Annotated in this window: 20 protein-coding genes; 17 read left to right on the top strand and 3 right to left on the bottom strand. The window is 71.5% G+C overall.

The window, feature by feature from the left end; all coding sequences use genetic code 11:
* Positions 1-91: 91 nt before the first annotated feature.
* The 6 genes from ACIQPR_RS14260 (at position 92) to ACIQPR_RS14235 (ending at position 7326) form a co-directional block, all read left to right on the top strand.
* Positions 92-1183 carry a LacI family DNA-binding transcriptional regulator gene (locus tag ACIQPR_RS14260; RefSeq protein WP_403646923.1) on the top strand — a complete coding sequence of 364 codons (1092 nt, stop codon included), beginning with the start codon at positions 92-94 and terminating at the stop codon, positions 1181-1183.
* 179 nt (positions 1184-1362) lie between these two features.
* Entirely contained in the window at positions 1363-2694 is a 1332-nt protein-coding gene (locus tag ACIQPR_RS14255; protein ID WP_403646921.1) for an ABC transporter substrate-binding protein, read from the top strand.
* A gap of 10 nt (positions 2695-2704) precedes the next feature.
* Positions 2705-3592 (top strand): carbohydrate ABC transporter permease, encoded by an 888-nt coding sequence (locus tag ACIQPR_RS14250; protein ID WP_403646919.1) that lies wholly within the window; start codon positions 2705-2707, stop codon positions 3590-3592.
* On the top strand, positions 3589-4494 hold the full coding sequence (locus ACIQPR_RS14245; RefSeq protein ID WP_403646916.1) for a carbohydrate ABC transporter permease: 906 nt from the start codon (positions 3589-3591) through the stop codon (positions 4492-4494). Before ACIQPR_RS14250 ends, ACIQPR_RS14245 begins: the two co-directional genes overlap by 4 nt.
* Positions 4491-6098, top strand: coding sequence for a family 43 glycosylhydrolase (locus ACIQPR_RS14240; protein WP_403646913.1), 1608 nt, complete (start codon positions 4491-4493; stop codon positions 6096-6098). The genes ACIQPR_RS14245 and ACIQPR_RS14240 overlap by 4 nt, the downstream gene beginning before the upstream one ends.
* Positions 6099-6276: 178 nt before the next feature.
* On the top strand, positions 6277-7326 hold the full coding sequence (locus tag ACIQPR_RS14235; RefSeq protein WP_403646910.1) for a LacI family DNA-binding transcriptional regulator: 1050 nt from the start codon (positions 6277-6279) through the stop codon (positions 7324-7326).
* A gap of 13 nt (positions 7327-7339) precedes the next feature.
* On the opposite strand, the gene ACIQPR_RS14230 is transcribed toward ACIQPR_RS14235, so the two are convergent.
* Positions 7340-7993, bottom strand: coding sequence for a ThuA domain-containing protein (locus ACIQPR_RS14230; protein WP_403646907.1), 654 nt, complete (start codon positions 7991-7993; stop codon positions 7340-7342).
* A gap of 43 nt (positions 7994-8036) precedes the next feature.
* Here ACIQPR_RS14230 and ACIQPR_RS14225 point away from each other — a divergent pair, with 43 nt between their 5' ends.
* Together ACIQPR_RS14225 and ACIQPR_RS14220 are read left to right on the top strand one after the other, a co-directional pair.
* Positions 8037-8534 (top strand): hypothetical protein, encoded by a 498-nt coding sequence (locus ACIQPR_RS14225; RefSeq protein ID WP_403646904.1) that lies wholly within the window; start codon positions 8037-8039, stop codon positions 8532-8534.
* Positions 8531-8932, top strand: a complete 402-nt coding sequence (locus ACIQPR_RS14220; RefSeq protein WP_403646902.1) for a VOC family protein — start codon at positions 8531-8533, stop codon at positions 8930-8932. The genes ACIQPR_RS14225 and ACIQPR_RS14220 overlap by 4 nt, the downstream gene beginning before the upstream one ends.
* 38 nt (positions 8933-8970) lie before the next feature.
* Here ACIQPR_RS14220 and ACIQPR_RS14215 read toward each other — a convergent pair whose 3' ends face one another.
* Entirely contained in the window at positions 8971-9669 is a 699-nt protein-coding gene (locus ACIQPR_RS14215; protein ID WP_403646899.1) for a helix-turn-helix domain-containing protein, read from the bottom strand.
* Positions 9670-9753: 84 nt separating this feature from the next.
* The gene (locus tag ACIQPR_RS14210; RefSeq protein ID WP_403646896.1) at positions 9754-10914 is read right to left on the bottom strand and encodes a YihY/virulence factor BrkB family protein; all 1161 of its coding nucleotides are present in this window, start codon (positions 10912-10914) and stop codon (positions 9754-9756) included.
* Positions 10915-11378: 464 nt separating this feature from the next.
* On the opposite strand from ACIQPR_RS14210, the gene ACIQPR_RS14205 reads away from it, so the two are divergent.
* From ACIQPR_RS14205 to ACIQPR_RS14165, 9 genes are all read left to right on the top strand, one after another.
* Complete coding sequence (locus ACIQPR_RS14205; protein WP_403647905.1) at positions 11379-13829, top strand: Pls/PosA family non-ribosomal peptide synthetase; 2451 nt, start codon at positions 11379-11381, stop codon at positions 13827-13829.
* A 42-nt stretch (positions 13830-13871) separates the two neighbouring features.
* Positions 13872-15956 (top strand): amino acid adenylation domain-containing protein, encoded by a 2085-nt coding sequence (locus tag ACIQPR_RS14200; RefSeq protein ID WP_403646893.1) that lies wholly within the window; start codon positions 13872-13874, stop codon positions 15954-15956.
* A gap of 55 nt (positions 15957-16011) precedes the next feature.
* A complete protein-coding gene (locus tag ACIQPR_RS14195) occupies positions 16012-17016 on the top strand; it encodes a TauD/TfdA family dioxygenase (RefSeq protein ID WP_403646890.1) in 1005 nt (334 codons plus the stop codon).
* On the top strand, positions 17013-18056 hold the full coding sequence (gene sbnB / locus ACIQPR_RS14190) for a 2,3-diaminopropionate biosynthesis protein SbnB (protein WP_403646887.1): 1044 nt from the start codon (positions 17013-17015) through the stop codon (positions 18054-18056). The genes ACIQPR_RS14195 and sbnB overlap by 4 nt, the downstream gene beginning before the upstream one ends.
* 34 nt (positions 18057-18090) lie before the next feature.
* Complete coding sequence (gene sbnA / locus ACIQPR_RS14185; protein WP_403646885.1) at positions 18091-19077, top strand: 2,3-diaminopropionate biosynthesis protein SbnA; 987 nt, start codon at positions 18091-18093, stop codon at positions 19075-19077.
* Positions 19078-19146: 69 nt separating this feature from the next.
* Positions 19147-20781, top strand: coding sequence for an acyl-CoA dehydrogenase family protein (locus tag ACIQPR_RS14180; RefSeq protein WP_403646882.1), 1635 nt, complete (start codon positions 19147-19149; stop codon positions 20779-20781).
* A gap of 206 nt (positions 20782-20987) precedes the next feature.
* Positions 20988-22277 (top strand): GAF domain-containing protein, encoded by a 1290-nt coding sequence (locus ACIQPR_RS14175; protein WP_403646879.1) that lies wholly within the window; start codon positions 20988-20990, stop codon positions 22275-22277.
* A 169-nt stretch (positions 22278-22446) separates the two neighbouring features.
* Positions 22447-23706: a hypothetical protein gene (locus ACIQPR_RS14170; RefSeq protein WP_403646876.1), complete on the top strand. Its 1260-nt coding sequence runs from the start codon at positions 22447-22449 to the stop codon at positions 23704-23706.
* A gap of 58 nt (positions 23707-23764) precedes the next feature.
* Positions 23765-24337 (top strand): GNAT family N-acetyltransferase, encoded by a 573-nt coding sequence (locus ACIQPR_RS14165; protein WP_403646873.1) that lies wholly within the window; start codon positions 23765-23767, stop codon positions 24335-24337.
* Positions 24338-24343: the final 6 nt, after the last annotated feature.

Here is a 24343-nt window from a genome sequence, read left to right as displayed (position 1 = left end):
GCACAACGATGGGATACGGTTTCCCGACCGGCGCGGGAGCGCGGCCTCGCGCGCCCGGTGGGAGAGCCGAGACCGCGAAGGAGTCGCCACGGTGAGTCAGCGCAGGACGTCGGGCGACGTCGGCCGGGCCACGATCCGGGACGTGGCGGAGCGCGCCGGGGTCTCGGTGGCGAGCGTCTCGCGCGTGCTGTCCGGCAACTACCCGGTGTCGGAGGAGCTGCGCCGCCGGGTGATGAAGGTCGTCGGCGACCTGGACTACGTCACCAACGCGCACGCCCGTTCGCTGGCCGGCGGCGGCACACCGACCGTGGCGATCCTCATCAACAACATCACCGGCGCGGCATTCGCCCATGTGGCCAAGGGAGTCGAGGGCGCGGCCACCCTGCGCGGCTGGCTCTCGCTGGTCGGCACCACCGGCGACGACCCGGAGCGCGAACTCGCGCTGGTCAACCTCATGCGCCAACAGGGCGTCGCCGCAGTGGTGTTGCTGGGCGGCGCCTACGACGTCGACGAGTACCAGCTGCGCATGGCCCGCTTCGCCCGCTCCCTCGACGCGGCCGGCTCGCACCTCGTGCTGGTCGGCCGCCCGCCGCTGGAGGGCGACGTCCCGGCCACGACGGTCGACTACGACAACGAGGGCGGCGCCTACGCGATGGCCAGCCACCTCCTGTCGGCCGGCCACCGCCGGGTCCTGCTGCTGCCCGGACACGCCGAACTCACCACGGCACAGGGCCGGTTGAGGGGAGCGCAACGAGCCTTCGAGGCGTACGGCGTGCCGTTCGACCAGGGGATGGTGCGGCACGGCCCCTACGACTACGAGCACGGGTTCGAGGCGGTCGAGGACAGTCTCAAGGAGGGCGTGGACTTCACCGCGGTGCTCGCGGGCACCGACGTGGTCGCCGCGGGGGCCATGCAGGCGCTGCGCGCGGGGGGCCTGCGGGTGCCCGAGGACGTGTCGATCGTCGGCTACGACGACATCCCGCTGGCCTCCCAGCTCACCCCGCAGCTGACCACCGTGCACGTCCCCTACGAGGAGATGGGCCGGGTCGCGCTGCGCGCGGTGGCGGACCGGCGCGAGGGCGGCGGCGCGGGCCGGCGCAGAAGCGGTGACGGCGACCATCTGGTGCTGGGCACGCATGTCGTCGTACGGAATTCGGTGCGTCCGCCCGCCCGGCGGGCCTAGAACAGCACACGGAACCAGGGCGTTACGTAACCGGTTTCTCTTCAAAATCCCAGGCCGGACGGGGTCTGTCCTGGGCCGTCGAAACAAGTCGCTGCACACCTCTTGCTCCGCACCGGCCCCGATGCCTACCTTCCAAGCAACCGGTTTCTACCTCTTCTCTTCCGAAGGAACACGGTCTGATGAACTTCACCAGCCCCCGGAGAAGGTTCGCCCGGGCAGCCGTCGCGGGCCTCGCACTGACAGGTCTGCTCTCCGCCTGCGGCGGATCCGGCTCGGGAGACAAGGCGTCCTCCGGCCCGGTCACCCTCCCCTTCTGGGGCTGGGCCAACGGGCAGGACGCGGTCGTGAAGGCGTTCAACGCCTCGCACAAGGACGTCCAGCTCAAGTACACCAAGGTCACCGACCAGTTGACGATGCAGAAGCAGCTCACCAACGCGGTCAAGGCCGGCAACGCGCCCTGCCTGGTGCAGAACACGGCGGAGTACGTGACCACCTGGGTCTCGCAGGGCGCGCTCGCCGACATCTCGCGCTACGTCTCCGCCGACCGGGACAAGTTCAACGCGGGCTCCTGGGCCGGCGCGCAGGTCCAGGGCAAGTCCTATGGCGTGCCCACCAGTTCGGCCCCGGCCTTCACGATCTACCGCACCGACATCTTCCAGAAGTACGGCCTGAAGGCGCCGACGACCTGGGACGAGTTCATCGCCGCGGGCAAGGTGCTGAAGAAGCACGGCATCAAGATCACCAACTACGCCGGTGAGGACCCCAGCACCCTGGAGGTGCTCGCCATGCAGGCCGGGGCGCACTGGTACGCCATCGACGGCAACTCCTGGAAGGTGGACTTCCAGGACGCGGGCAGCCTCAAGGCGGCCCAGGTGATCCAGGACATCGTGGACGACGACCTCGCCTCCAAGCTGTCGTTCGCCGACTACGCGGCCGTACAGCGCAACTACGACAACGGCGGCACCGCGACCCGGCAGATCTCCACCTGGCAGATGGCGGGCATGGTGCAGAACTTCACCAAGTCCGACGGGAAGTGGGCGCTGTCGCCCTGGCCCACGTTCGCGGGCGAGGCCCCCAAGACCCCCGCCGGGACCAACCAGAGCGGTGGCGTGACCCTGGTGACCAAGCAGTGCGCGCACCAACAGCAGGCCGCCGAGGCCGCGTTGTGGATGTCGACCGACACCGGCGCGGTGAGGACGATGGCGAGCCCGACCACCGGCAACGGCGTGATGCCGGCGCTCGCGGACAGCGACGCGTATGTCGCCGAGGCGATCTCCGACAAACTGCTCGGCACGAACTACGAGCCCGCGAAGAAGGTCGTCACCGACAGCCTGGGCACGGTCACCTCGGACTGGGTGTTCGGCCCGGACTGGACCGCCATGTTCACCGAACTCCAGGCGGGCTGGGCGAAGGTGATGAACAAGGAGCAGAAGGTCACCGATCTGCTGGCCCACATGCAGGAATGGACGGTCAAGGACCTGAAGTCCCGCGGTATCAGCGTCAAGGGCTGAGGCAGCGCAGATGACTCGCTCCCAGCGCTGGAAGGGCGCCGCCTTCACGGTGCCCTTCCAGCTCGGTTTCGTGTTCCTCTACCTGATCCCGATCGGGTACGCCGTCTACGAGTCGCTGTTCGTGGAGCACCAGTCCGGGCTCGGCCTCGGCGGCTCCACCCAGCGGTTCTCCGGGCTCGACAACTACCAGCAGGGTCTGACCGACTCGGCGTTCGTGAACTCGGTGCTGCGCGTGGTGGTGTTCGCGTGCGTGCAGATCCCGGTGATGCTGCTCGTCAGCCTGCTGCTCGCCCTGTTCCTCGACGCGCTGTCCTCGAAGGTCGCGGGCCGCTTCCGCATCCTGCTGCTGGTGCCGTACATGATCCCCGGGGTCGTCGCGGCGATCGTGTGGATCAACCTCTACAGCCCCGACGTCGGCCCGCTGACCCCGCTGGGCAGGGTGTTCGGCCTGTCCTGGAACTTCTTCGCGCCGTCGATGGTGTGGCCCTCCATCGGCAATCTGCTGACCTGGCACGGCATCGGCTACAACATGGTCATCATCTACTCCGCGCTCCAGGGCGTGCCCCGCGACCTCTTCGAGGCGGCCCGGCTCGACGGCGCCTCCGAGTTCCGGATCGCGACGAGCATCAAAATCCCCTATGTGCGCGGGGCGTTGGTGCTGACCGGGATGCTGTCGATCATCCAGATGCTACAGATCTTCAACGAGCCGGCGCTGTTCCGCAACGTCACCCCGCAGACGGTCGACGACAGCTTCACGCCCATCATGATCATCTACAACCAGGCGTTCAACGCGGGCAACTACCACTACGCGGCGGCCCTTTCGGTCCTGCTCGCCCTCGTCCTCGGCCTCGCCTCCTTCCTCTTCTACCGGCTCACCGCGAAGGAGGCCGACGGATGACCCTCACCGAAGACCGCCGGACCACCCGTCAGCTCCGCCGCCTCGACAGGCCCGATCCGGCGGCCCGGTCACGCGGCGGCCAGCGCTTCCTGCTCGTCGGCCTGGTGCTGGCCTGCGCCTACAGTCTGTTCCCGGTGTGGTGGCTGATCGTCGCCGCCACCAAGAACCGCACGGGGCTGTACCAGAGCAACGGCCTGTGGTTCTCGGGCATGCACCTGTGGGAGAACCTGCGCCAGGTGTTCACCTACGAGCACGGCATCTTCCTGCGCTGGACCGCCAACTCCCTCCTCTACGCGGGCGTCGGCTCCCTCGGCGGCACCCTGATCGCGCTGGCCACCGGATACGGCCTCGCACGCTTCGAATTCCCGGGCCGCAGCGCGGTGTTCGCGTGCGTGGTCGGCTCGTTCCTGATCCCGATCGCCCTGCTCACGCTGCCGCTGTACCTGATGTTCTCGAAGATCGGCCTGGTCGACACCCCCTGGGCGATGCTGATCCCCTGCCTGATCAACCCGTTCAGCGTCTACCTCGCCAAGGTCTACACCGAGGCCACGATCCCCTTCGAACTCCTCGAAGCGGCCCGCCTCGACGGCGCGGGCGAACTCCGCGTCTTCTTCAGCATCGTGCTGCGCATGATGGTCACCGGCGGAGCGACCGTGTTCCTGCTCGCCTTCGTGAACACCTGGAACGCCTTCTTCCTCCCCCTCACCGTGCTGCGCGGCGAGAACAACTGGACCCTCAACATCGGCCTCTACAACTGGTCGGGAAAACGCCTGGAGTCGGGCGTCGACCTCACCAGCCTGGTGCTGACCGGAGCGCTCCTGTCGATCGTGCCGATGGCCGTGCTGATGGTGGCGATGCGGCGGTACTGGCGCACGGGCGTCACGCTGGGAGCCCTCAAGTGACCTTGCTGCACAACCCCGTTGTCCGGGGCTTCGCGCCCGATCCCTCCATGGTCCGGGTCGGCGACCGGTACTACCTGGCGACCAGCTCCTTCGAGTGGTTCCCCACGATCCCGATCCACCGCTCGCACGACCTCGCGCACTGGGAGTACGCGGGCCATGTCCGGGGCGCGGTCCCCGGCGACTCCCTCGCGGGTGTCCCCGACTCGGGCGGTGTCTGGGCGCCCTCGCTGAGCTGGGACGGCGAGCGCTTCTGGATGACGTACTCGGTCGTCCGCTCGGTCGGTACGCCGTACTTCGACGCCGACACGTACATCACCACGGCCACGGACGTCGCCGGGGAGTGGGCCGCTCCGCGGCGGGTCGCCAGTCACGGCTTCGACCCGGCGCTGTTCCACGACGAGGGCCGGCTGTGGCTGCTCAACCTCCAGAACGACCACCGCCCCGGCGGCCGGCGCTTCGCGGGGATCGTCGCGACCGAGCTGGACCGCGACACGCTCGCCGCGGCGGGCCCGACCCGTCTGCTGCTCCAGCACGAACGGCTGGTCGAGGGGCCCAAGTTGGTGCGGCGCGGCGACTGGTACTACCTGCTGCTCGCGGAGGGCGGCACCGGGTTCGAGCACGGGGTGCTGACGGCGCGCGGCCGTTCGGTCACCGGTCCGTACGAGGTCGACGACCGTCCCCTGCTGACGTCCCGGGACGACCCGTCGGTGCCGTTGCAGAAGGCGGGGCACGGCGAGCTGGTCGAACTGCCGGGCGGCGAGTGGGTGTTGAGCCATCTGGCGGCGCGGCCCGTGCGGACGCCCGCCGGACCCCGGTGCACGCTCGGCCGGGAGACGGCGATCCAGGCCGTGACCTGGGACGCGGACGGCTGGCCGAGGCTGCGGCACGGAGGGCGGCACCCGGCGGTGGAGGTCGCCGTACCGACCCGCCCCACCACGCGGGCCGACCAGGTCAGCGGCTCGGCAACGCCGTTGGGGTGGCCGTGGAGCAGTCCGCGCGGCTACCCGGACCCGTCCTGGGCCGACGCCACCAGCCGCCCCGGCTGGATCCGGCTGCGCGGGCGGCACGGGCCGGAGTCGCGGTGGGCGCACAGTCTGCTGGCCCAGCGGTTCACGGAGCATCGGGCGGAGGCCGAAGTCACCGTGGAGGCACGGCCGTCGACGTTCACGCAGGCGGCGGGGCTGGTCCTCTGGTACGGCGCCGACGCCTATCTGTGCCTGGACCTGACCTGGGCGGAGCCGGAGGGCGAGGGGCAGCGGGGGCAGCAGTGGCTCGGCGGTGCCGGGCGTACGGTGCTGCGGCTGGTGGAGCGGGACGAGGACGTCACGCGTGAAGTGGCCGTCGTCGAGGTCGAGTCCGGGGTGCCGGTGACGCTGGGGGCGACGGTCGACGGCGCCGAGGCGCGGTTCTGGTACGTCCGTGACGGCGAACGCGTGCCGGTGGGGCCGGTGTCGGACTTCAGCAGACTCTCGGACGACCACGGCTCGCGGCTGCGCTTCACCGGTGCGATGGCCGGTGTCCATGCCGTGGATCTGGTCGGGGCGGAGTTCACCGCCGACTTCGGCGGCTTTCGCCTGGAGTGCGCCCCGGTCCCGGCCCGCTGAGCTGTTCGAGGTTTCGAAAGACCAGGTGCCGTCCATCACGTGAATTCCCCGCTCTTCCCGCCGTGTTGACGCGCACCTATCTTAGGAAGCGCTTTCTGATCGGTTGGTGGCCGGGCCGTGGAACAGCGCTGGTCGAAACTTTCGATGGCCCTCGGGCGGGCCGGAGAGGTGGTTCCCGATGGTCCGTGCGGGGAGCGCGAGCATGACGGCAGGGCCGACGCTGGCGGTCGTGGCCCGTGAGGCGGGGGTGTCGGTGCCGACGGCCTCGAAGGTGGTCAACGGCCGTCAGGACGTGGCGCCGGAGACCCGGCGGCGGGTGACGGAGGCGCTGGAGCGGCTCGGCTATGTGCGCAGGCCGCGCTTCGACGCGAACAAGGCGCCGGGGCTGGTCGACCTGGTGGTGCACTCGCTGGACAGTTCCTGGTCGGGGGCGGTCCTGCACGGCGTAGAGGAGGCCGCGTACGAGGCCGGGCTTGAGGTGGTGGTCTCGGCGGGGCTGACCCGCACCCGGGCCGAGCGGCCCGAACGGGGCTGGCTGGACAAGCTGGTGGGCCGGGGTTCGTCCGGAGTCCTGTTCAATCTGGCGGAGTTGACGCCGTCGCAGTACGCGTGGCTGGACCAGCACCGGATTCCGTTCGTGATGATCGACCCGGTGCGGGAACCACCGCCGGGTGTGGTGTCGGTCGGCGCGGCCAACTGGCACGGCGGGGTGACGGCGACCGAACATCTGCTGGCGCTGGGCCACGAGCGGATCGCCGTGATCGCCGGTCACCGGCACAAGATGTGCAGCAGCGCCCGGGTGTCCGGCTACCGCTCCGCGCTCGCCTCGGCCGGGGTGTCCGTGCGCCCGGACTACGTCCGCCACGGCGGCTTCGACCAGGCCATGGCCCGCACCCGGATGCGTGAACTCCTCGACCTGCCCGAGCCGCCGACCGCGGTCTTCGTCTGCTCCGACCGCATGGCGCTCGGCGTCTACGAGGCCTTGAAGGAGCGGGAGTTGAGGGTGCCGGACGACATCAGCGTGGTCGGCTTCGACGACCTGCCCGAGGCCCGCTGGGTGACACCGGCGCTGACCACGGTCCGCCAGCCGCTGTCGGAGATGGCGGCCACGGCGCTGCGGCTGCTGCTGCGGCTGATGGCCGGCGACCGACCGGAGGGGACCCGGACCGAGCTGTCGACACGGCTGGTGGAACGGGCGAGCACGGCCGCGCCGGGCGACGGGCGGTGACCTGGCGGGGGCCCTAACCCAGCCGCGCCGCCCAGGTGATGCCGCCGAGCAGGTGGGCGCGGAAGTCCGGGTCCTCGTACGCCTCCGCCGCATGGCCGAGGGCCGTGTAGAAGACCCGGCCCTCCCCCTTGTCGTGACACCACGCCAGGGGATGGTCGGCGCCCATCCCGCCGCCCTGGTAGGAGGATTCGTCGGCGGTGAGCAGGACGTGGGTCGAACTCCGGGGACTGGCGCGGAAGTCGTACCACTCGTCCGTGAACTCCCATACGGCGGGCAGGTGTCGGGTGGCCGGATGGGAGCGGTCCTCGACCACCACCTTGCCGGGCTGGTAGTCGGGGTGCCGGTCGAAGCGGGCGCCGAGGAGGTCGCCGTAGTACGGCCAGTCGTACTCCGTGCAGGCCGCCGCGTGCACGCCGACGAAGCCGCCGCCCGACTCGACGTGGGCGGTGAGGTGTTCGCGGCCCGCCGGGGTGAGCACCTCGCCGCTGGTGGAGAGGAAGACCACGGCCGCGCAGTCCTCCAGGGGGCGTTCGAAGGCGGCCGGGTCCTCCGTGGCGGTCACCTCGAAGGGGCCGAGGGTGCGCAGCGCGGCCACCGCGGCCGGGATCGAGTCGTGGCGGTAGGCGGTGGTCCGGGTGAAGACGAGGAGACGGGGTACGACAGCCATACGGGGCAGCCTATTTCACGCCTCGTGGAGCGGGGGTGCGGCGATGAGGGGTGCCCGTGCGCCGTTCTCCGTCGGCGGCCTCGACGAGGCGGGGCGGATGCCCTGGCGGGCCAGGAGGCGGCTGCGTGCGGTGCGCGGCAGGGGCGGGACGGGGGTCGTGCTGGTCGCCGAGATCAGGGAGCCGGTGCGCGGCTTCACCGACCGGGCGGGGATCGTGGGCATTCACGAGGACGGCCAGGAGATCTGCTCCCGGACCCGCTTCGCCAAGGCACCGACGTTCGTCGAACTCCCGCCCGGCCGGCACGAGCTGGAGTTCTCCGTCCTGCGGTGGCGGGCGCGCGGGACCAGTTCGTTCCGCAGGGTCGTGGAACTGCGGGAGGGTGACGTCCTGGTCGCGCGGTGCGATCCGGTGCAGCCGCACACCTTCTACCGCCGGAGCCCGTCCGCCGACACGTGGTTCCTCGGGGTGCTCCGATCGGGCGAGGACGTGTCCGATTCGTTCAAGACCCGCCGGCCGCCCCCGCCTACCGTGGCCCCATGACTCCACGATTCGACGCGATCGGCCTGGTCGTCTCCGACATGGCCGCCTCTGTCGCCTTCTACCGTCGGCTCGGCTTCGGGTTCCCCGAGGGTGCCGAGAGCCTGCCGCACGCCGAGGCCCTGCTGCCGGGCGGGCTGCGCCTGTTGCTGGACACGGAGGACACCGTCCGTTCCTTCCACGCGGGTTGGCAGCCGCCCGCCGGGGGCGGCGGGCGGGCCGCGCTCGCCCTGCGCTGCGACGACCCGGGCGAAGTCGACCGGGTCTACGAGGAGTTGGTCGGCGCCGGACACCATGGCGAGCTCAAGCCGTGGGACGCGTTCTGGGGCCAGCGGTACGCCGTCGTGCACGATCCGGACGGCAACGGCGTGGACCTCTTCGCCCCGCTGAACCCCGCCTAACCGGTCCTGCCTATCCGGTCCTGCCTGACCGGTCCCGCCTAGTCGCTCCGGCCGAGCAGTTCTCCCAACGGCATCCCCGCCAACTCCCTGACGTCCCGGGCGAGATGGGCCTGGTCCGCGTAGCCGGACCGGGCCGCCGTCCCGGCGAAGGGGACTCCGGCGCGGGCCAGGGCGAGCGCGCGTTGCAGGCGCAGCACCCGGGCGAGCGTCTTGGGGCCGTAGCCGAAGGCGGCCAGTGAGCGGCGGTGCAACTGGCGTGCGCCGAGGCCCAGTTCGTCGGCGGTGGCGGCGACGGGGCGGCCGGCGTCGAGGGCCGCCACGAGGTGCCGTAGGAGCGGGTCGGGGGTGGGGGTCTCGGTGGCGCGGTGCAGGGCCAGGTCCTCCAGCGCGGTCGCCGGGTCGGGGGCCGCGGCGAGGCGGGCGCGCAGGCGGCGGACCGTCGCGGCGGGCCAGAGGTCGGTGAGGTCGACGCGGCGGTCGCGGAGTTCGTGGGCGGGGACGCCCAGGTAGGTGGGGGCGGTGCCGGGGGCGAAGCGGAGGCCGGTCCAGTGGGCGGGTCCGGTCCCGGGGACGTGGGCGCGGGTGTCGGGGCCGGCGACCAGCAGGCGTCCCTCGTTCCAGAGGAGGTCCATGCAGCCGTCGGGCAGGACGGGGTGGGCCGGGGCCGGGACGGGACCCTCCACGGTGCGGGTCCACAGCACCGCGCCCGGCAGCCGCGACGCCCTCTCCACGTACACACCGGCCAGGCTACGCCGACCGCGCCCGCTGCTCCTGCCGGGCTGTCGTCCCGGGTGCGGGCGCCGGCGGGAGCGGCCGGAGCGTCACTTCACGGGGCCCGGAGTGTCCCCGCCGGTCTTGTGGGTGCTCTTCGCGTGGGTGCGCAGCCGGGACGTGACGTCCTCGGGCGGCAGGAAGCGGGACCAGCGTTCCGGGAACTCGGAGGGCATGGCGCCGTCGTCGGGGTCGTCCTCGTCGTCGTCCTGGGTGCGGGCGGCGGCCATGCGGGCGACGTACTCGGCGGCCTGCTCCTCGTGCCGGCGTTCGTTGGCCGCGCGGGCGGCGGCCGTCGCGGCGGCCGGCCAGACCCGGTCGATGGCCGCGTTGACGGCGGCCCCGACGAGGACGGCGAACGCGGAGACGCCGATCCACAGCAGGACGGCGACGGGCGCGGCGAGGGAGCCGTAGATGGTGGGGCCCTCGACCGTGCCGGTGAGGTAGATGCGCAGCAGATAGCTTCCGAGGACCCACATGGCGAGGGCGACCAGGGAGCCGGGCACGTCCTCGATCCACGGGGAGCGGACGGGCACGGACACGTGGTACAGCGTCGTGAGGAAGACGACGGACAGGACGATGACGACGGGCCAGTACAGGACCTGGACGACCGTCTCCGACCAGGGCACGACGTTCACCACGGCGTCCGGTCCGGCGACCATGAGGGGCAGCGCGACCGAGCCGATGAGCAGGGCGGCGACGAACAGCGCGAAGGACACGATCCGGGTCTTGACGATGCCGCGTACGCCGTCGAGGCCGTACATCACGGTGATGGTGTCGATGAAGACGTTGACCGCGCGGGAGCCCGACCACAGGGCGAACAGGAAGCCGATGGAGATGACGTCGGGCCGGCCGCCCTTCATGACGTCGTGCAGGATCGGCTGGGCGATCTCGTGCACGCCCTTGTCGGTCAGGACGGTGCGGGACGCCTCCAGGATGTTGTTCTCCAGGCCGGCGATGCTGTGGGCGCCGGTCCAGCTGTCGACGTAGCCGAGCAGGCCGATGAGGCTCAGCAGGAGCGGCGGGACGGAGAGCAGGGTGAAGAACGCGGCCTCGGCCGCGAGGCCCAGGATGCGGTACTCCATGCAGGAGTTGACGGTGTCCTTGACCAGCAGCCAGGCGGTCCTGCGCTTGGAGACGTTCCGGTAGAGGGCGCGCGCCCGGTGGAACCGGCCGGTGGGCCGCTCGGGGGTATCACTTGCTGACTGCACGCCCTAAAGGTATCCGCCGTGCCGGGATGCACTCATCCCCCGGGTGCGTCGGCCGGGACCGGGCGCCCGTCGGACAGGCGTGTCATGCCCGCGCTGGCCGAAACTTTTCGGTCCGGAATTCGAATTGGTATTCGAGATTTTAATGGTTGTTTCGGAGAGCTTCCCGGTGAGGACCGCGTCGGTCAATCCTGATTGACCACCCCCGCACCCCGTGAAGTCGAAAAAGCGCCATTGCCCAGAACGACCTTGACCCGTTCCAGAATGTCCAGAAATAATCCGGACTGCATTCGTTGCGCGCGTTGGGACGACGTCGGCGCACACGACTCGGGGGAAATCACATCGGGTCCATGACCGGGACCCCGTCCCAGACACCCATTTCTGTCCCACCCGTTTCGCATGTGCCGTATTCGTCTTTGCCGATTTTGGCAATTCAAAGGAAATGTTCAGCACCAAGGAGCCACGTGGTGGGAAAACCCGGCACCGGCACCGAGACCGTTCTCGCAGAGGTCCTGGCCGGTGTCGTACGCAAGGAAGCAATACCCCTCGACAGTCACTTCTTCGACGACCTGGGCGCGAACTCGCTGGTGATGGCGCACTTCTGCGCCCGGGTCAGGAAACGCGAGGACCTGCCGTCGGTCTCGATGCGGGACGTCTACGGCAATCCGACGATCCGTAGTCTCGCGGCGGCGCTGGCCGGCACCGCCGAACCTTCCGCACCGGCCGTCGCCGAACCGCCGCCGCCCGGCAGCACGGCCCGCTATCTGTTCTGCGGGCTGCTCCAGTTCCTCGTATTCGCGCTCTACTGCGCCCTCGCCGGACTTGTCACCGGGCGCGGCTACGAATGGGTTTCCGGCGGTTCCGGAGTGGCGCAGGTCTATCTGCGTTCCGCGATATTCGGCGGCGCGGTGTTCATCGGTGTGTGCACGGTGCCGGTGGTGGCCAAGTGGGTGCTCGTCGGCCGCTGGAAGGAGACCGAGTTCCCGGTCTGGAGCCTCGCCTATGTCCGGTTCTGGACGGTCAAGGCGCTGCTGCACGCCAACCCGATGATCCTGTTCGCCGGCAACCCGCTGTACGTCCTGTATCTGCGCGCCCTCGGCGCCCGGATCGGCAGGGGCGTCACGATCCTGTCCCACTCCGTCCCGGTCTGCACCGACCTGCTGACCGTCGGCGCCGGAACGGTCATCCGCAAGGACTCCTTCTTCCTCTGCTACCAGGCGCACGCCGGCCGCATCCGCACCGGCCGGGTCACCCTCGGCAGCGGGGTGTACGTCGGCGAGAAGACGGTCCTCGACATCGGCACGGTCATGGGCGACGGCGCCCAACTCGGCCACTCCAGCGCCCTGTACGACGAGGCCCGGGTCCCGGCCGGCGGTCGGGTGCACGGCTCCCCGGCGCAGGCCACGGACGTCGACTACGTCCGCGTCCCGACGGCCGACTGCTCCACCGCGCGCCGCTTCGGCTACGGCCTGGCCGCGCTCCTCCAGATGGTGCTGGTCTACGTCCCGCTCGCGGTCGGCGGCACCTACATGGCACTGACCGTGGTGCCGGCCCTCGACCACCTGCTCGACCCGAACCGCAGGGACCTCGGCTCGGCCCGCTTCTACGGCGAGGCGCTGGCCCTGTCGCTGGTGGCGTTCGCCGCCTTCGTGCTGCTGGGCCTCGCCTCCGTGACCCTGCTGCCCCGGCTGCTCCGGCCGCTGCTGCGCCCGGACCGGGTGTATCCGCTCTACGGCTTCCACTACTCGGTGCAGCGCGCGGTGGCCCGTCTGACCAACCTGAAGTTCTTCAAGTGGCTGTGCGGCGACAGCTCGTACATCGTCGGCTATCTGAAGGCACTGGGCTACCAGCTCGGCGAGGTGGAGCAGACCGGCTCCAACTTCGGTACGGAGGTGCAGCACGAGACGCCGTATCTGGCCAGTGTGGGAAGCGGCACGATGGTCGCGGACGGTCTGTCGATCGTCAACGCGGACTTCTCCAGTACGTCGTTCCGGCTCTCGCGCGCCTCGATCGGGCCGCGCAACTTCCTGGGCAACAACATCGCCTACCCCTCCGGGGGCCGCACCGGCGACAACTGCCTGCTCGCCACGAAGGTGATGGTGCCGCTCGACGGCGAAGTCCGCGAAGGTGTCGGCCTGCTGGGCTCGCCCTGCTTCGAGATCCCGCGCTCGGTGGAGCGCGACAGCCGCTTCGACCACCTGCGCGAGGGCGCCGAGCTGAAGCGCCGGCTGACCCTGAAGAACCGCGCCAACCTGCGCTCGATGGGCCTGTATCTGTTCGTGCGCTGGCTGCACTGGTTCGTGCTCACCGTCCTCGGCTTCGCCGCCGTCGACCTGTACGGGGGCGAGGGGATCGGCGGGGGGCTGCTGATCGGCGCGTCCCTGATGCTCGGGCTCGGCTTCACCGCCGCGTACTACGTGCTGGTGGAGCGGCTGGTCGGCGGATTCCGGCCGCTGGAGGCCAAGTTGTGCTCGATCTACGACCCGTACTTCTGGTGGCACGAGCGGCTGTGGAAGGTGCCCGACACCTACCTCCAGGTCTTCAACGGGACGCCGTTCAAGAACCTGATCTGGCGGCTGCTGGGCGTGCGCATCGGCCGGCGGGTCTTCGACGACGGCGCCTACATCACCGAGCGCACCCTCACCGCGATCGGCGACGACTGCACGCTGTCGGCGCACACCAAGGTGCAGTCCCACTCGCAGGAGGACGGCACGTTCAAGTCCGAACTCATCACCATCGGCGCCGGCTGCACCCTCGGGGTGGGTGCGCTCGTGCACTACGGGGTGTCGATGGGCGACGGGGCCGTACTCGCCGCCGACTCGTTCCTGATGAAGGGCGAGGAGATGCCCGCGCTGTCGCGGTGGGGCGGCAATCCGGCGGTGGCCCAGCGCGGCCCCGCCCCGCACATGACTCCCTGACGGCGTGACCGCAGGGGGAAGGAAACAGGGGGGAAGACAACGATGGAGATCGTTCCGCGGTGGACGCTCACTCCGGTGCCCGGTGTGGCGGAGTACGAAGTGTCCCTGCCAGAAGGGCTGTTGATCGAGCCCGGCGCTGTGAAGCGGGCCCACGCGACCGTGCTCGCCGCGCTCTGCGGCGAGAGCGTCGAGGAGGACCCGGCGGTGCGGGTGAGTGTCACCGGCCGCACACTGCGCCTGCGGTACCGCACCGACGTGCTGGACGCCGAGGCCGCCGCCCGGATCGCGGGCTACCACCTCACCGTCCTCGCCGATCCGAAGCGGACGAGCCTGCTGTCCGAGGCCGAAGTCCGCTTCCAGCTGGAGGAGTTGGCGGGGCCCCGGCGTGAACTGCCGGACCGGCGGGTGCACGAGCTGTTCGAGGACATGGTGGCGGTGTGCCCGGACGCGGTCGCCGCCGTGCGGGGCGAGCGGAGCTGGACCTACCGCGAGCTCAACTCCCGGGCGAATCAACTCAGTCGGGCACTGCTGGCGCGCGGTCTGACCCGCGAGGGCGTGGTCGCCGTGGTGATGGAGCGCACCCTCGACTGGATGGCCGCCGTGCTGGCCGTGTTCAAGGCGGGCGGGGTCTATCTGCCCGTCGAGCCGCACTTCCCGGCGGACCGGGTGGCGCGGGTGCTGGAGCGCGCCGGGTGCGAGCTGGTGCTGACCGAGCACGGCAGCGACGGTTCGCTGGACGCGCCGGACCGCACGCTCCACGTCGACGAGGCCTACGCCGAGGGACACCCCGACACGAACCCCGGGATCGAGGTCACGCCGGGTCAACTCGCCTACATCTACTTCACGTCGGGCTCCACCGGCGAGCCCAAGGGCGCGATGTGCGAGCACGCGGGGTTCGTCAACCACGTGTTCGCCAAGCTCGACGACCTCGGGATCGGGGCCGGGCAGGTGGTCGCGCAGACCGCGCCCCAGTGCTTCGACATCTCGCTGTGGCAGCTGGTCTGCGCGCCGCTCGTGGGCGGGCGGACCCTGCTGGTCGAGCAGGACGTGATCCTGGACGTGCCCCGGTTCGTCGACACGATCGAGGCGGGGCGGGTCGACGTGCTCCAGGTCGTGCCGTCGTATCTGGAGGCCGTACTGGCCGAGTTGGAGCGGGCGCCGCGCGCGCTCCCGGCGCTGCGCTGTGTGTCGGTGACCGGGGAGGCCGTGAAGAAGGAGCTGGTGGAGCGCTGGTTCGCGGCGCGGCCCGGGGTGCGGCTGGTCAACGCCTATGGCCTGACCGAGACTTCGGACGACACCAACCACGAGGTGATGGACCGGGCGCCGGACGGACCCCGGGTCCCGCTCGGCCGGCCGGTGGGCAATGTGCGGGTCTACGTCGTCGACGAGGACCTGGTGCCGGTGCCGCTGGGCGCGCCCGGCGAGATCGTGTTCTCCGGGGTGTGCGTGGGCCGGGGCTACGTCAACGATCCCGAGCGGACGGCGGCGGCCTTCACCGAGGACCCCTACCGGCCCGGCGAGCGGCTGTACCGCAGCGGCGACCACGGGCGCTGGCGCCCCGACGGCAAGCTGGAGTTCCTGGGGCGCCGGGACAGCCAGGTGAAGATCCGCGGCTTCCGCGTCGAGATCGGCGAGATCGAGAACGCGCTGCTGCGGGTGGACGGGGTCCGGGACGGCGCGGTGGTCGTCGTACGCGGGACGCAGCTGGTGGCGTTCTGCACCGGGGCGCGGCCGGTGGAAGCCGACGCCGTGCGCGCACGGCTCGCCGAGTGGCTGCCCGCGTACATGGTGCCCTCGGTCGTGCACTGGCGGGCGTCGCTGCCGCTGACCGCCAACGGCAAGACCGACCGCCGCACGCTCACCGGGCTCGCCGGTGACCTGGACGCGGTGGGCGAGGGGCCCGGCACACCGGCCGAACGGCGGCTGGCGGCGGCCTGGGCGGCGGTGCTGGGCATCCCGGCCGACCGGATCGGCCGCCAGGACCACTTCTTCGACCGGGGCGGCACCTCGCTGGCCGCGGTGAAGCTGGCGGTCGCCCTCGACCGGGCGATCAGCCTCAAGGACGTCACCCGTCACCCGGTCCTCGCGGACCTGGCCGGACTGCTGGACCCGCCGGTCTCCTCCTGAGACCCGCCGCACCCCCGGCCGAACGATGGACAGCACCACCGAAAGGAACACCGAGATGTCGCTATCGTCCGCGACCCTTCTCCACGCCGTCACCCTGAGCCCGGACGGTCCGCCGCTGCTGCGCGCCGACGCCGGCGCTGACCCGGTCGGCTGGGCCGACCGGCACCGTGGCGCGCTGCGGGCCGTCGTCGCCGAACACGGCTGCGTCCTGGTCCGGGGCCTCGGCCTCGCCGACCCGGCCGGGACCGAGACCGTCTTCCGCAGGCTCACCGACTCCCTGACCGCCGACCGGGAGCCGTTCGCGCCGCGCCGCACCTACGCGGAGGGCGTGTACTCCGCCACCAAGTGGCCGACCGACCAGCCGATGTGTCTGCACCACGAGTCGAGCTACGCGCTGGACTTCCCCGGACTGCTGCTCTTCGCCTGCCTGGACGCGCCGACCGAGGGCGGCGCGACCCCGGTCGCCGACGCCGAGGCCGTCCTGTCCTCGCTGCCCGCCACGCTGGTGGACCGCTTCGAGCGGGAGGGCTGGCTGCTGACCCGCACCTACCACGACGAGATCGGGGCCTCGGTCGCCGAGGCCTTCGGCACCGAGGACCGCGGTGTCGTGGAGCGCTACTGCCGGGCCCAGGGCATCGACTTCGCCTGGCAGCCCGACGGTTCGCTGCGCACCCGGCAGCACCGCGCCGCCGTGCTCCGCCACCCGGTCACCGGCCGCCGCTGCTGGTTCAACCAGATCGCGTTCCTGAACGAGTGGACGATGGAGCCCGAGGTCCGCGAGTACCTCATCGACGTCTACGGGGCCGACGCGCTGCCCTTCAACACCCGCTTCGGGAACGGCGATCCGGTCGACGCGGACATCGTGTCGGCCATCAACGGGGCCTACGACACCCACGTCCGGCGCACTCCGTGGCGCTCCGGGGATCTGCTGCTGGTGGACAACATCCGTACCGCGCACGGCCGCGACCCCTTCGAGGGACCGCGCGAGGTGCTCGCCGGACTCGGCGACCCGGTGCGGCTCACGGACTGCGCGCCGACCGGAGGGGTGCGTGCGGCATGAGCGACTTCACCACAGACCTCGGCGCCCCCTCGTTCGCGGTCGTCAGCGGCGAGCAGGTGCAACAGGCGCTGGCCGGGCGGGAGTCAGAGATCGGCGCGCTGGTGGAGGCCACCTACCGGCTGCACGGCGCGGGCGACTCGGTGAACCCGCCGTCGTACTTCCTGCGGTTCCCGGACCGCCCCTCGTCGCGGATCATCGCGCTGCCCGCGTCGCTGGGCGGGCCGCTGCGGGTGGACGGCCTGAAGTGGATCTCCAGCTTCCCGGGGAACACCGGCTCGGGGCTGCCCAGGGCCTCGGCGGTGCTGATCCTCAACGACCCCGACACCGGCTATCCCTATGCCTGCCTGGAGAGTTCGGTGATCAGCGCGACGCGCACGGCGAGCTCGGCGGCGCTCGCCGCCCGGACGCTGAGCCAGGGGCGGACGCGTCCGACGCGGGTCGGCTTCGTCGGGACGGGCCTGATCGCCCGCTACATCCACACCCATCTCCGCGCCACCGGCTGGGAGTTCGAGGAGACGGGCGTGTACGACCTGTCCGCCGACAGCGCGGAGGGCTTCCGGGGCTATCTGGAGCGGTCGGGCGCGCCGGGCCGGATCACCGTGCACGACAAGGCCGAAGGGCTGGTCCGCGCCAGCGACCTGCTGGTCTTCGCGACGATCGCCGGTACCCCGCACATCCACGATCCGGCCTGGTTCGACCACCGTCCGCTGGTCCTGCACGTGTCGCTGCGGGATCTCGACCCGGCGGTCCTGCTCGCGTCCGCGAACTTCGTGGACGACGTCGAGCACTGCCTGAAGGCCGACACCTCACCGCATCTGGCCGAACAGGCCACCGGCGGGCGGGAGTTCATCGACGGCACGCTGGACGACGTGCTGACCGGGCGGGTCGCCGTACCGGCGGACCGCACGGTGGTCTTCTCGCCCTTCGGCCTGGGGGTGCTGGACCTCGCGGTCGGCAGGTTCGTCCACGACGAAGTGGCTCGGCGGGGCGAACTGCGCGTCGTCGACGGGTTCTTCCACGAGCTGCGCCGGTACGGCTGACGGCGATCGTGGCGCACCACTAGGGGGAATGTTCATGGCTGTGATCTCCGATCCCTCGGAGTTCAACGAGGACGAGCTCTACGTCGATCTGCGGGCCTCGCTGGGGCTGCCGCTCTATCTGAAATGCGAGGGGTTCAACTTCGCCGGTTCGATCAAGCTGAAGGCCGCCACCGAGATGGTGGACGCCGCCGAGCGGGACGGGGTGCTGCGGCCCGGCTCGGTGCTGGTCGAGTCGTCGTCAGGGAACCTGGGGGTGGCCCTGAGCGTGATCGCGGCGAGCCGCGGCTACGGGTTCCTCTGTGTGACCGACAGACGGTGCAACCTGCCCACGGTGCAGCTGATGGAGACGCTGGGCAGCCGGGTCCACGTCATCGACCAGCCGGCGCGGCACGGCGGTTTCCTGGGCGCCCGGATCGCGTACGTGCGGGCGCTGTGCGCCTCGGACGAGCGGTACGTGTGGCTCAACCAGTACACCAACGAGGGGAACTGGCGGGCGCACTACCGCACCACGGCACCCGCCATCGCCCGCCGGTTCCCGGAGCTGGACGTGCTGTTCGTGGGGGCGGGCACCACCGGGACCCTGATGGGCTGCGCGCGCTGGTTCTGGCAGTGGCGGCGCCGGGTGCGGATCGTCGCCGTGGACGCGGCGGGTTCCGTCACCTTCGGCGGGGAGCCGGGGCCCCGGCTGATCCCGGGGCTCGGCACCAGCGTGGCGCCGCCGTTCCTCGACGCGTCGTACGTCGACGACGTGATCCATGTCGAGGAGACGGACACCGTGCAGACCTGCCGTCGGCTGGCCGCGCGGGGCTTCCTGTTCGGCGGGTCCACCGGCACCGTCGTCAGCGGGGCCGCCCAGTGGCTGGCCCGGAACGGCCGACCGGACCGGCGGCACGGCACGACCGCCGTGGCCATCGCCCCTGACCTGGGCGAACGCTATCTGGACACCGTGTACCGCACGGGCTGGCTGGAGGAGGAGGCGGCCGGGACGGAGATACTGGCGGCCATGTCCCGGTCGGCCTGAGGGCGGCGGCGGTGGCTGTTTCGCCGCGGAGATCCGGACCACCGCCGTCCGCACGGGTAGGTTCCAGCCATGGCACGCACCACCCACTCCGTGACGAACCAGCCTCCCCCGCTGGCCGGGTACGACGTCTTCGGCGCCGACCGCGTCCTGACCTCGGCGGTCGAGCGGCACACCGCGCCCGAACTGCGCGCCGAGGTAGGGGACGAACTCCGCGCCCTGGGCCGGGCGGCCGGCTCGGCCCAGGTGCAGGAGTGGGGTGCGCAGGCCAACGCCAACCCCCCGGGCCTGCGCACCCACGACCGCTTCGGCAACCGGATCGACGAGGTCGAGTTCCATCCGGCCTGGCACCGGCTGCTCGGCAAGGGCGTGGCGGCGGGCCTGACCGCCGCCTGGAACCGCCCGGCCGGACATGTCAGACGGGCCGCCGGTTTCCTGGTCTGGACCCAGGTCGAGGCCGGGAACGGCTGCCCGCTGTCGATGACCCACGCGGCGGTCCCCGCGCTGCGCGCCGACCCCGCGCTCGCCGCCGAGTGGGAGCCCCGGCTGACGTCCATGGTCTACGACCGTGAGCTGCGGCCCGCCCACCTCAAGCCCGGGGCGGTCTTCGGGATGGGCATGACCGAGAAGCAGGGCGGCAGCGACGTCCGCGCCAACACCACGGCCGCACGGCCGCTCGCCGAGGACGGGACGTACGAGCTGACCGGCCACAAGTGGTTCTGCTCGGCGCCGATGTCCGACGGTTTCCTGGTGCTGGCGCAGGCGCCGGGCGGGCTGACCTGTTTCCTCGTGCCCCGGGTGCTGGCGGACGGCACCCGCAACGTCTTCCTGCTCCAGCGGCTCAAGGACAAGCTGGGCAACCGGTCGAACGCCTCCGCCGAGGTCGAGTTCGACGGGACCTGGGCACGCCGGGTCGGGGACGAGGGGGCCGGTGTGCGGACCATCATCGGGATGGTCTCGGCGACCCGGCTCGACTGTGTGCTCGGCTCGGCGGGTCTGATGCGGCAGGCCGTCGCCCAGGCCGTCCACCACACCGCGCACCGCGAGGCGTTCGGCGGCCGGCTCCTCGACAAGCCCCTGATGCGCAATGTGCTGGCCGACCTCGCCCTGGAGTCGGAGGCCGCCACCACGCTCGGCCTGAGACTCGCGGCGGCCTGCGACGACGGCGGTGAACAGGAGCTGGCGTTCCTGCGGTTGGCGGTGCCGGTCGCCAAGTACTGGGTCACCAAGCGCTGTTCGGCGGTGGCCGTCGAGGCGGCCGAGTGCCTGGGCGGCAACGGCTATGTGGAGGAGTCCGGACTGCCGCGCCTGGTACGGGAGTCACCGCTCAACTCGGTCTGGGAGGGCGCCGGGAACATCCAGGCCCTGGACGTGCTGCGGGCGCTGCGGCGCGAACCGCGGGTGCTGGACGCCTTCCTGGTCGAGGTCGGCCGGGTGCGCGGCGCCGACCACCGGCTCGACGGGGCCATGAAGAACCTGCTCGTCGACCTCGCCGACCTGGCGGGCATCGAGGGCCGGGCCCGGCGCGTGGTCGAGCGGATGGCCCTCGTGCTCCAGGGGGCGCTGCTGGTCCGGTACGCGCCGCCGGAGGTCGCCGACGCGTTCTGCGCGTCCCGGCTGGGCGGCGACTGGGGGGCCAGCTTCGGCACCCTGCCGCCGACTCTGGACCTGGCCTCGATCGTGGCGCGCGCCCGGCCGACGGCCTGAGCCGCGGGGGCACAACGCGAGGGTGGTGCTGCGCCGACACGGCACCACCCTCGCAGCGTGGGACAAGTTTCAGACACCACAGGACCGTTCACCAGGGTTGCAGAGGGTTGCAACTTGGCGGTCACTGTGGTCGGACTGTCTCCCTCCGTCACCGCGGGACGGCACTATGAGAACAACAGTCGACACGGGACCGGAGAGAAGGACCCATGGTGAACCCGCCGGCCGCCCCGACGCCGCGCGCCGCCTTCGACGCGGCGCGGACGGCGCGGATGCTCAGCGACGCCCGGCACACCACGCTCCTCGGACAGCGCGCCCGCACCGCGCCGCGCCCGGTGATCGAGGAGTCCTGGGAGCGCGCGTTACGCGGCGGGACCCACCCCGACCACGATCTGCGCACCGGGGTGCTCTCCCGCGAGGAGGTCGAACGGCGGCGCGGGGCCAGCGCGTTGCGGCACGTGCTGCCGGTGCTGCGGGAGGGCCTGGTGTCGGTCGCGGACGCCGCCCACCACATCGTGCTGATCGCGGACGAGGAGGGCCGCGCGCTGTGGCGCGAGGGCAGCGCGGCCGTGCTGCGCAAGGCCGACGAGGTCGGCATCGAGGTCGGCACGGACTGGCGCGAGGACGTCATCGGCACCAACGGGGTGGGTACCCCGGCGGTGGTACGGCGGCCCGTGCAGGTCTTCGCCACCGAGCATCTCTCGCGCGCGCTGGCCTCGTTCACCTGCGCGGGCGCCCCGATCACCGATCCCAGGGACGGCCGGCTGATCGGTGTCGTCGACGTCAGCGGCCCGCTGGAGACCATGCATCCGGCGACCCTCGCCTGGGTCGACTCGGTGGCCAAACTCGCCGAGGCCCGGCTGCGCGAACTGCACATGACCTCGCTGGAGCGGCTGCGCGCGGTGGCCGCGCCGATCCTGCCCCGGATCGGCGGCCAGGCCCTGGTGGTGGACCGGGACGGCTGGACCGCCGCGGTGACCGGAATGCCGTATGTGAAGCGGATCGCGCTGCCCAAGTCGCTCTCGGCGGGCCGCCGTTGGCTGCCCTCGCTCGGGCTGTGCTCCCTGGAGCCGCTGGCCGGGGGCTGGTTGGTGCGGGCCGCCGACGAACCCGGGCCGCGCGCCGCCACCCGGATCGTCCTCGATCTCGCGCAGCCGCGCCGCTGGTCGGTGACGGTGACCGGCAGCGCCGGCTCGTGGACGCACGAACTGAGCCCCCGGCACGCCGAGTTGCTCTATCTCCTGGCCCTGCACCGCACCGGCCGCAGCGCGGCGGGCCTGGCCGAGGACATGTTCGGCGACCCGGGCCGCACGGTGACCGTACGCGCCGAGATGTCCCGGGTACGGCGCTATCTCGGGGCGTTCCTGGAGCACCGGCCGTACCGCTTCGGCGAGGACGCGGAGGTCGAGGTGGTGCTGCCGGACGACCCGCGCGGACTGCTGCCGTTCTCGACTGCACCGGCGGTGGCCAGGGCGCGCGGGCCGGTCCCGGCGCCGTAGCGGACAGGTGGCGCAAAAGACACGTCGGGCGGCATCTTCCGCATAATTGCAGGGTCTTGCCCATGGGGCGGCCCCGACTGCCGTAGCATCCCTCTACGGGCCACCCCACCTGCTCCCTGGTCAACGCACGGATCATCAGGCGCAGTTGGCTCGCCTCGGGAGGACACTTATGGGTGCACGTGGGCGACATCGCCGGCGCAAGCGGGGCAGGGCGCTGCGTGCGGCCCTGGCCGGGGCCGCGCTCGGCCTGACCGCCGCCGCGACGATGATCAGTGCCTCGCAGGCGACGGTGAGTTCCGACCCTGGGCCGCTGAAGCCGCTGACCTCGGCTTCCGAGTTGGGGAAGCTGGAGCTGCGGGAGACGCTGGAGCCGCAGCGGTCACTGGACCGGCTGGCCTCCGCGATGGGGCGTCCGGTGGGCGTGGACACCGTGTTGCGCAGTGCCGACCACACCCTGCGCGACGCCGCCGACTGCACGGCGGACGAGAAGGCGGCGCTGCCCCTGGAACCTGCGGCCACCCGCGCGTACTGCTGGGACAGCGGCGACGCGGCGGACCCGGCGTGGACCCCGCGCTCGGTGACCACCTCGGGCGACGCCGACGAGGACGGCTGGTGGGGCTCGAACCGGGTGATCCTCTCCGGCTGGACCGAGAACAGCCGCGGCCTGGCCAAGGTCGCCTTCGTGAACGCCGGCGACCCCACGCGTCTCACCTACACCTGGGCCCTCCTCGCCGTGCCGACGGACGGCGGGCGCGACTACCGCGGGCTCGTCTCCAAGGTCTCCGGCATGGTCTGGTACCAGGACAAGCTGCTGGTCACCACCACCGGCGGGAGCCGCGACGCGCTGTACGTGTACGACATGAACCGCGTCCAGCGCGCCACGGTGACCGCCTCCGCGGTCGGCCGGGTGCGCGGGGGCTGGTCGGCCGCCGGGTACCGGTATGTGCTGCCCGCGGTCGGGTCGTACCGGCTGGCCGGCGGCGGCTCCGCCACCGCGCCGGCCGGTCTCTCGCTGGACCGCAGCACGGTCCCGGACAGTCTGGTCGCCGGCGGCGGGAAGCTGCTGTGGCGCTATCCCTTCAGCCGCGATCCCGCGCGGCCGGGGCTGCTGGCCACCGACTCGGCGGGGCGCGCGGTGCCCGAGGAGGCGTACACGACAAAGGTCAGCGGTGTCGGGGGTGTGCTGGCGACCGGTACCTCCTGGTACCTGGGCGGCGCGGCCCAGGAGCAGAGCGGGCACGGTTCGCTGTGGCGGCAGGACGCGAAGGACGCGCGGGCCACCGAGTGCGGGGCCGACGAGACGCATCAGTGCTGGAGCGCGCTGAGCGACTCCCTCTCGTACTGGCAGGAGACGGGCGAGGTCTGGTCGGTGTCCGGCCGGATGCTGTTCGCGCTGCCGCTGACGTCGATCGACCGCTCCCTCGACTGATCCACCCCACTGATCCACTGATCGACAGATCGCGTGGCCGGATGATTCCCTGGCGGGCATGACGAACACCCCCGTGACCACCTGGTCCCTGGAGCAGACCGACCCGCGCGACCTCCTCGCGGCCGTCGTGCCGGACGGAGACGTGCGGATCGTCCGCGCCGAGGTGCCCTCCCCCGAGTTCAGCCGTTTCCTGTACGCGTCCGTGGGCGGGGACATCCTCTGGATCGACCGGCTCGGCTGGACGTTCGCACACTGGCAGGAGTACCTGGACCGGCCGGGCACCGAGACCTGGGTCGTGTACGACCGGGGCACCCCCGCCGGCTACCTGGAACTGGACGCGCAGGACGAGGGCGTCGTCGAGATCGCCTACTTCGGCCTGATCCCCGCCTTCCGTGGCCGACGCCTCGGCGGCCACCTCCTCTCCTACGGCACCGCCCGCGCCTGGGACCTCGCGGACCGCTGGCCGGGGCGGACGCCGACCCGCCGGGTGTGGGTGCATACGTGCAGCCTGGACGGGGTGCACGCGATGGACAATTACCAGCGCCGGGGCTTCAAGCTGTTCGACACGCAGGTCGAGGAGGTGGCGGTGGTGCCCACCCCGGGTCCGTGGCCCGGGGCCTACCCGGTCTGACCTGCG

This window comes from Streptomyces sp. NPDC091280, from assembly GCF_044768565.1.
Taxonomy (GTDB): Bacteria; Actinomycetota; Actinomycetes; order Streptomycetales; family Streptomycetaceae; genus Streptomyces.
Note: the sequence above shows the minus strand (reverse complement) of the source record. Positions and strands in the feature narration are given on the sequence as shown.

Excerpts from the sequence above, each read along its gene's own strand:
- ACIQPR_RS14255 (WP_403646921.1), top strand. The coding sequence starts at position 1,363 with ATGAACTTCACCAGCCCCCGGAGAAGGTTCGCCCGGGCAGCCGTCGCG.
- ACIQPR_RS14250 (WP_403646919.1), top strand. The coding sequence starts at position 2,705 with ATGACTCGCTCCCAGCGCTGGAAGGGCGCCGCCTTCACGGTGCCCTTC.
- ACIQPR_RS14245 (WP_403646916.1), top strand. The coding sequence starts at position 3,589 with ATGACCCTCACCGAAGACCGCCGGACCACCCGTCAGCTCCGCCGCCTC.
- ACIQPR_RS14235 (WP_403646910.1), top strand. The coding sequence starts at position 6,277 with ATGGTCCGTGCGGGGAGCGCGAGCATGACGGCAGGGCCGACGCTGGCG.
- ACIQPR_RS14230 (WP_403646907.1), bottom strand. The coding sequence starts at position 7,993 with ATGGCTGTCGTACCCCGTCTCCTCGTCTTCACCCGGACCACCGCCTAC.
- ACIQPR_RS14225 (WP_403646904.1), top strand. The coding sequence starts at position 8,037 with ATGAGGGGTGCCCGTGCGCCGTTCTCCGTCGGCGGCCTCGACGAGGCG.
- ACIQPR_RS14220 (WP_403646902.1), top strand. The coding sequence starts at position 8,531 with ATGACTCCACGATTCGACGCGATCGGCCTGGTCGTCTCCGACATGGCC.
- ACIQPR_RS14200 (WP_403646893.1), top strand. The coding sequence starts at position 13,872 with ATGGAGATCGTTCCGCGGTGGACGCTCACTCCGGTGCCCGGTGTGGCG.
- ACIQPR_RS14195 (WP_403646890.1), top strand. The coding sequence starts at position 16,012 with ATGTCGCTATCGTCCGCGACCCTTCTCCACGCCGTCACCCTGAGCCCG.
- sbnB (WP_403646887.1), top strand. The coding sequence starts at position 17,013 with ATGAGCGACTTCACCACAGACCTCGGCGCCCCCTCGTTCGCGGTCGTC.
- sbnA (WP_403646885.1), top strand. The coding sequence starts at position 18,091 with ATGGCTGTGATCTCCGATCCCTCGGAGTTCAACGAGGACGAGCTCTAC.
- ACIQPR_RS14180 (WP_403646882.1), top strand. The coding sequence starts at position 19,147 with ATGGCACGCACCACCCACTCCGTGACGAACCAGCCTCCCCCGCTGGCC.
- ACIQPR_RS14175 (WP_403646879.1), top strand. The coding sequence starts at position 20,988 with ATGGTGAACCCGCCGGCCGCCCCGACGCCGCGCGCCGCCTTCGACGCG.
- ACIQPR_RS14170 (WP_403646876.1), top strand. The coding sequence starts at position 22,447 with ATGGGTGCACGTGGGCGACATCGCCGGCGCAAGCGGGGCAGGGCGCTG.
- ACIQPR_RS14165 (WP_403646873.1), top strand. The coding sequence starts at position 23,765 with ATGACGAACACCCCCGTGACCACCTGGTCCCTGGAGCAGACCGACCCG.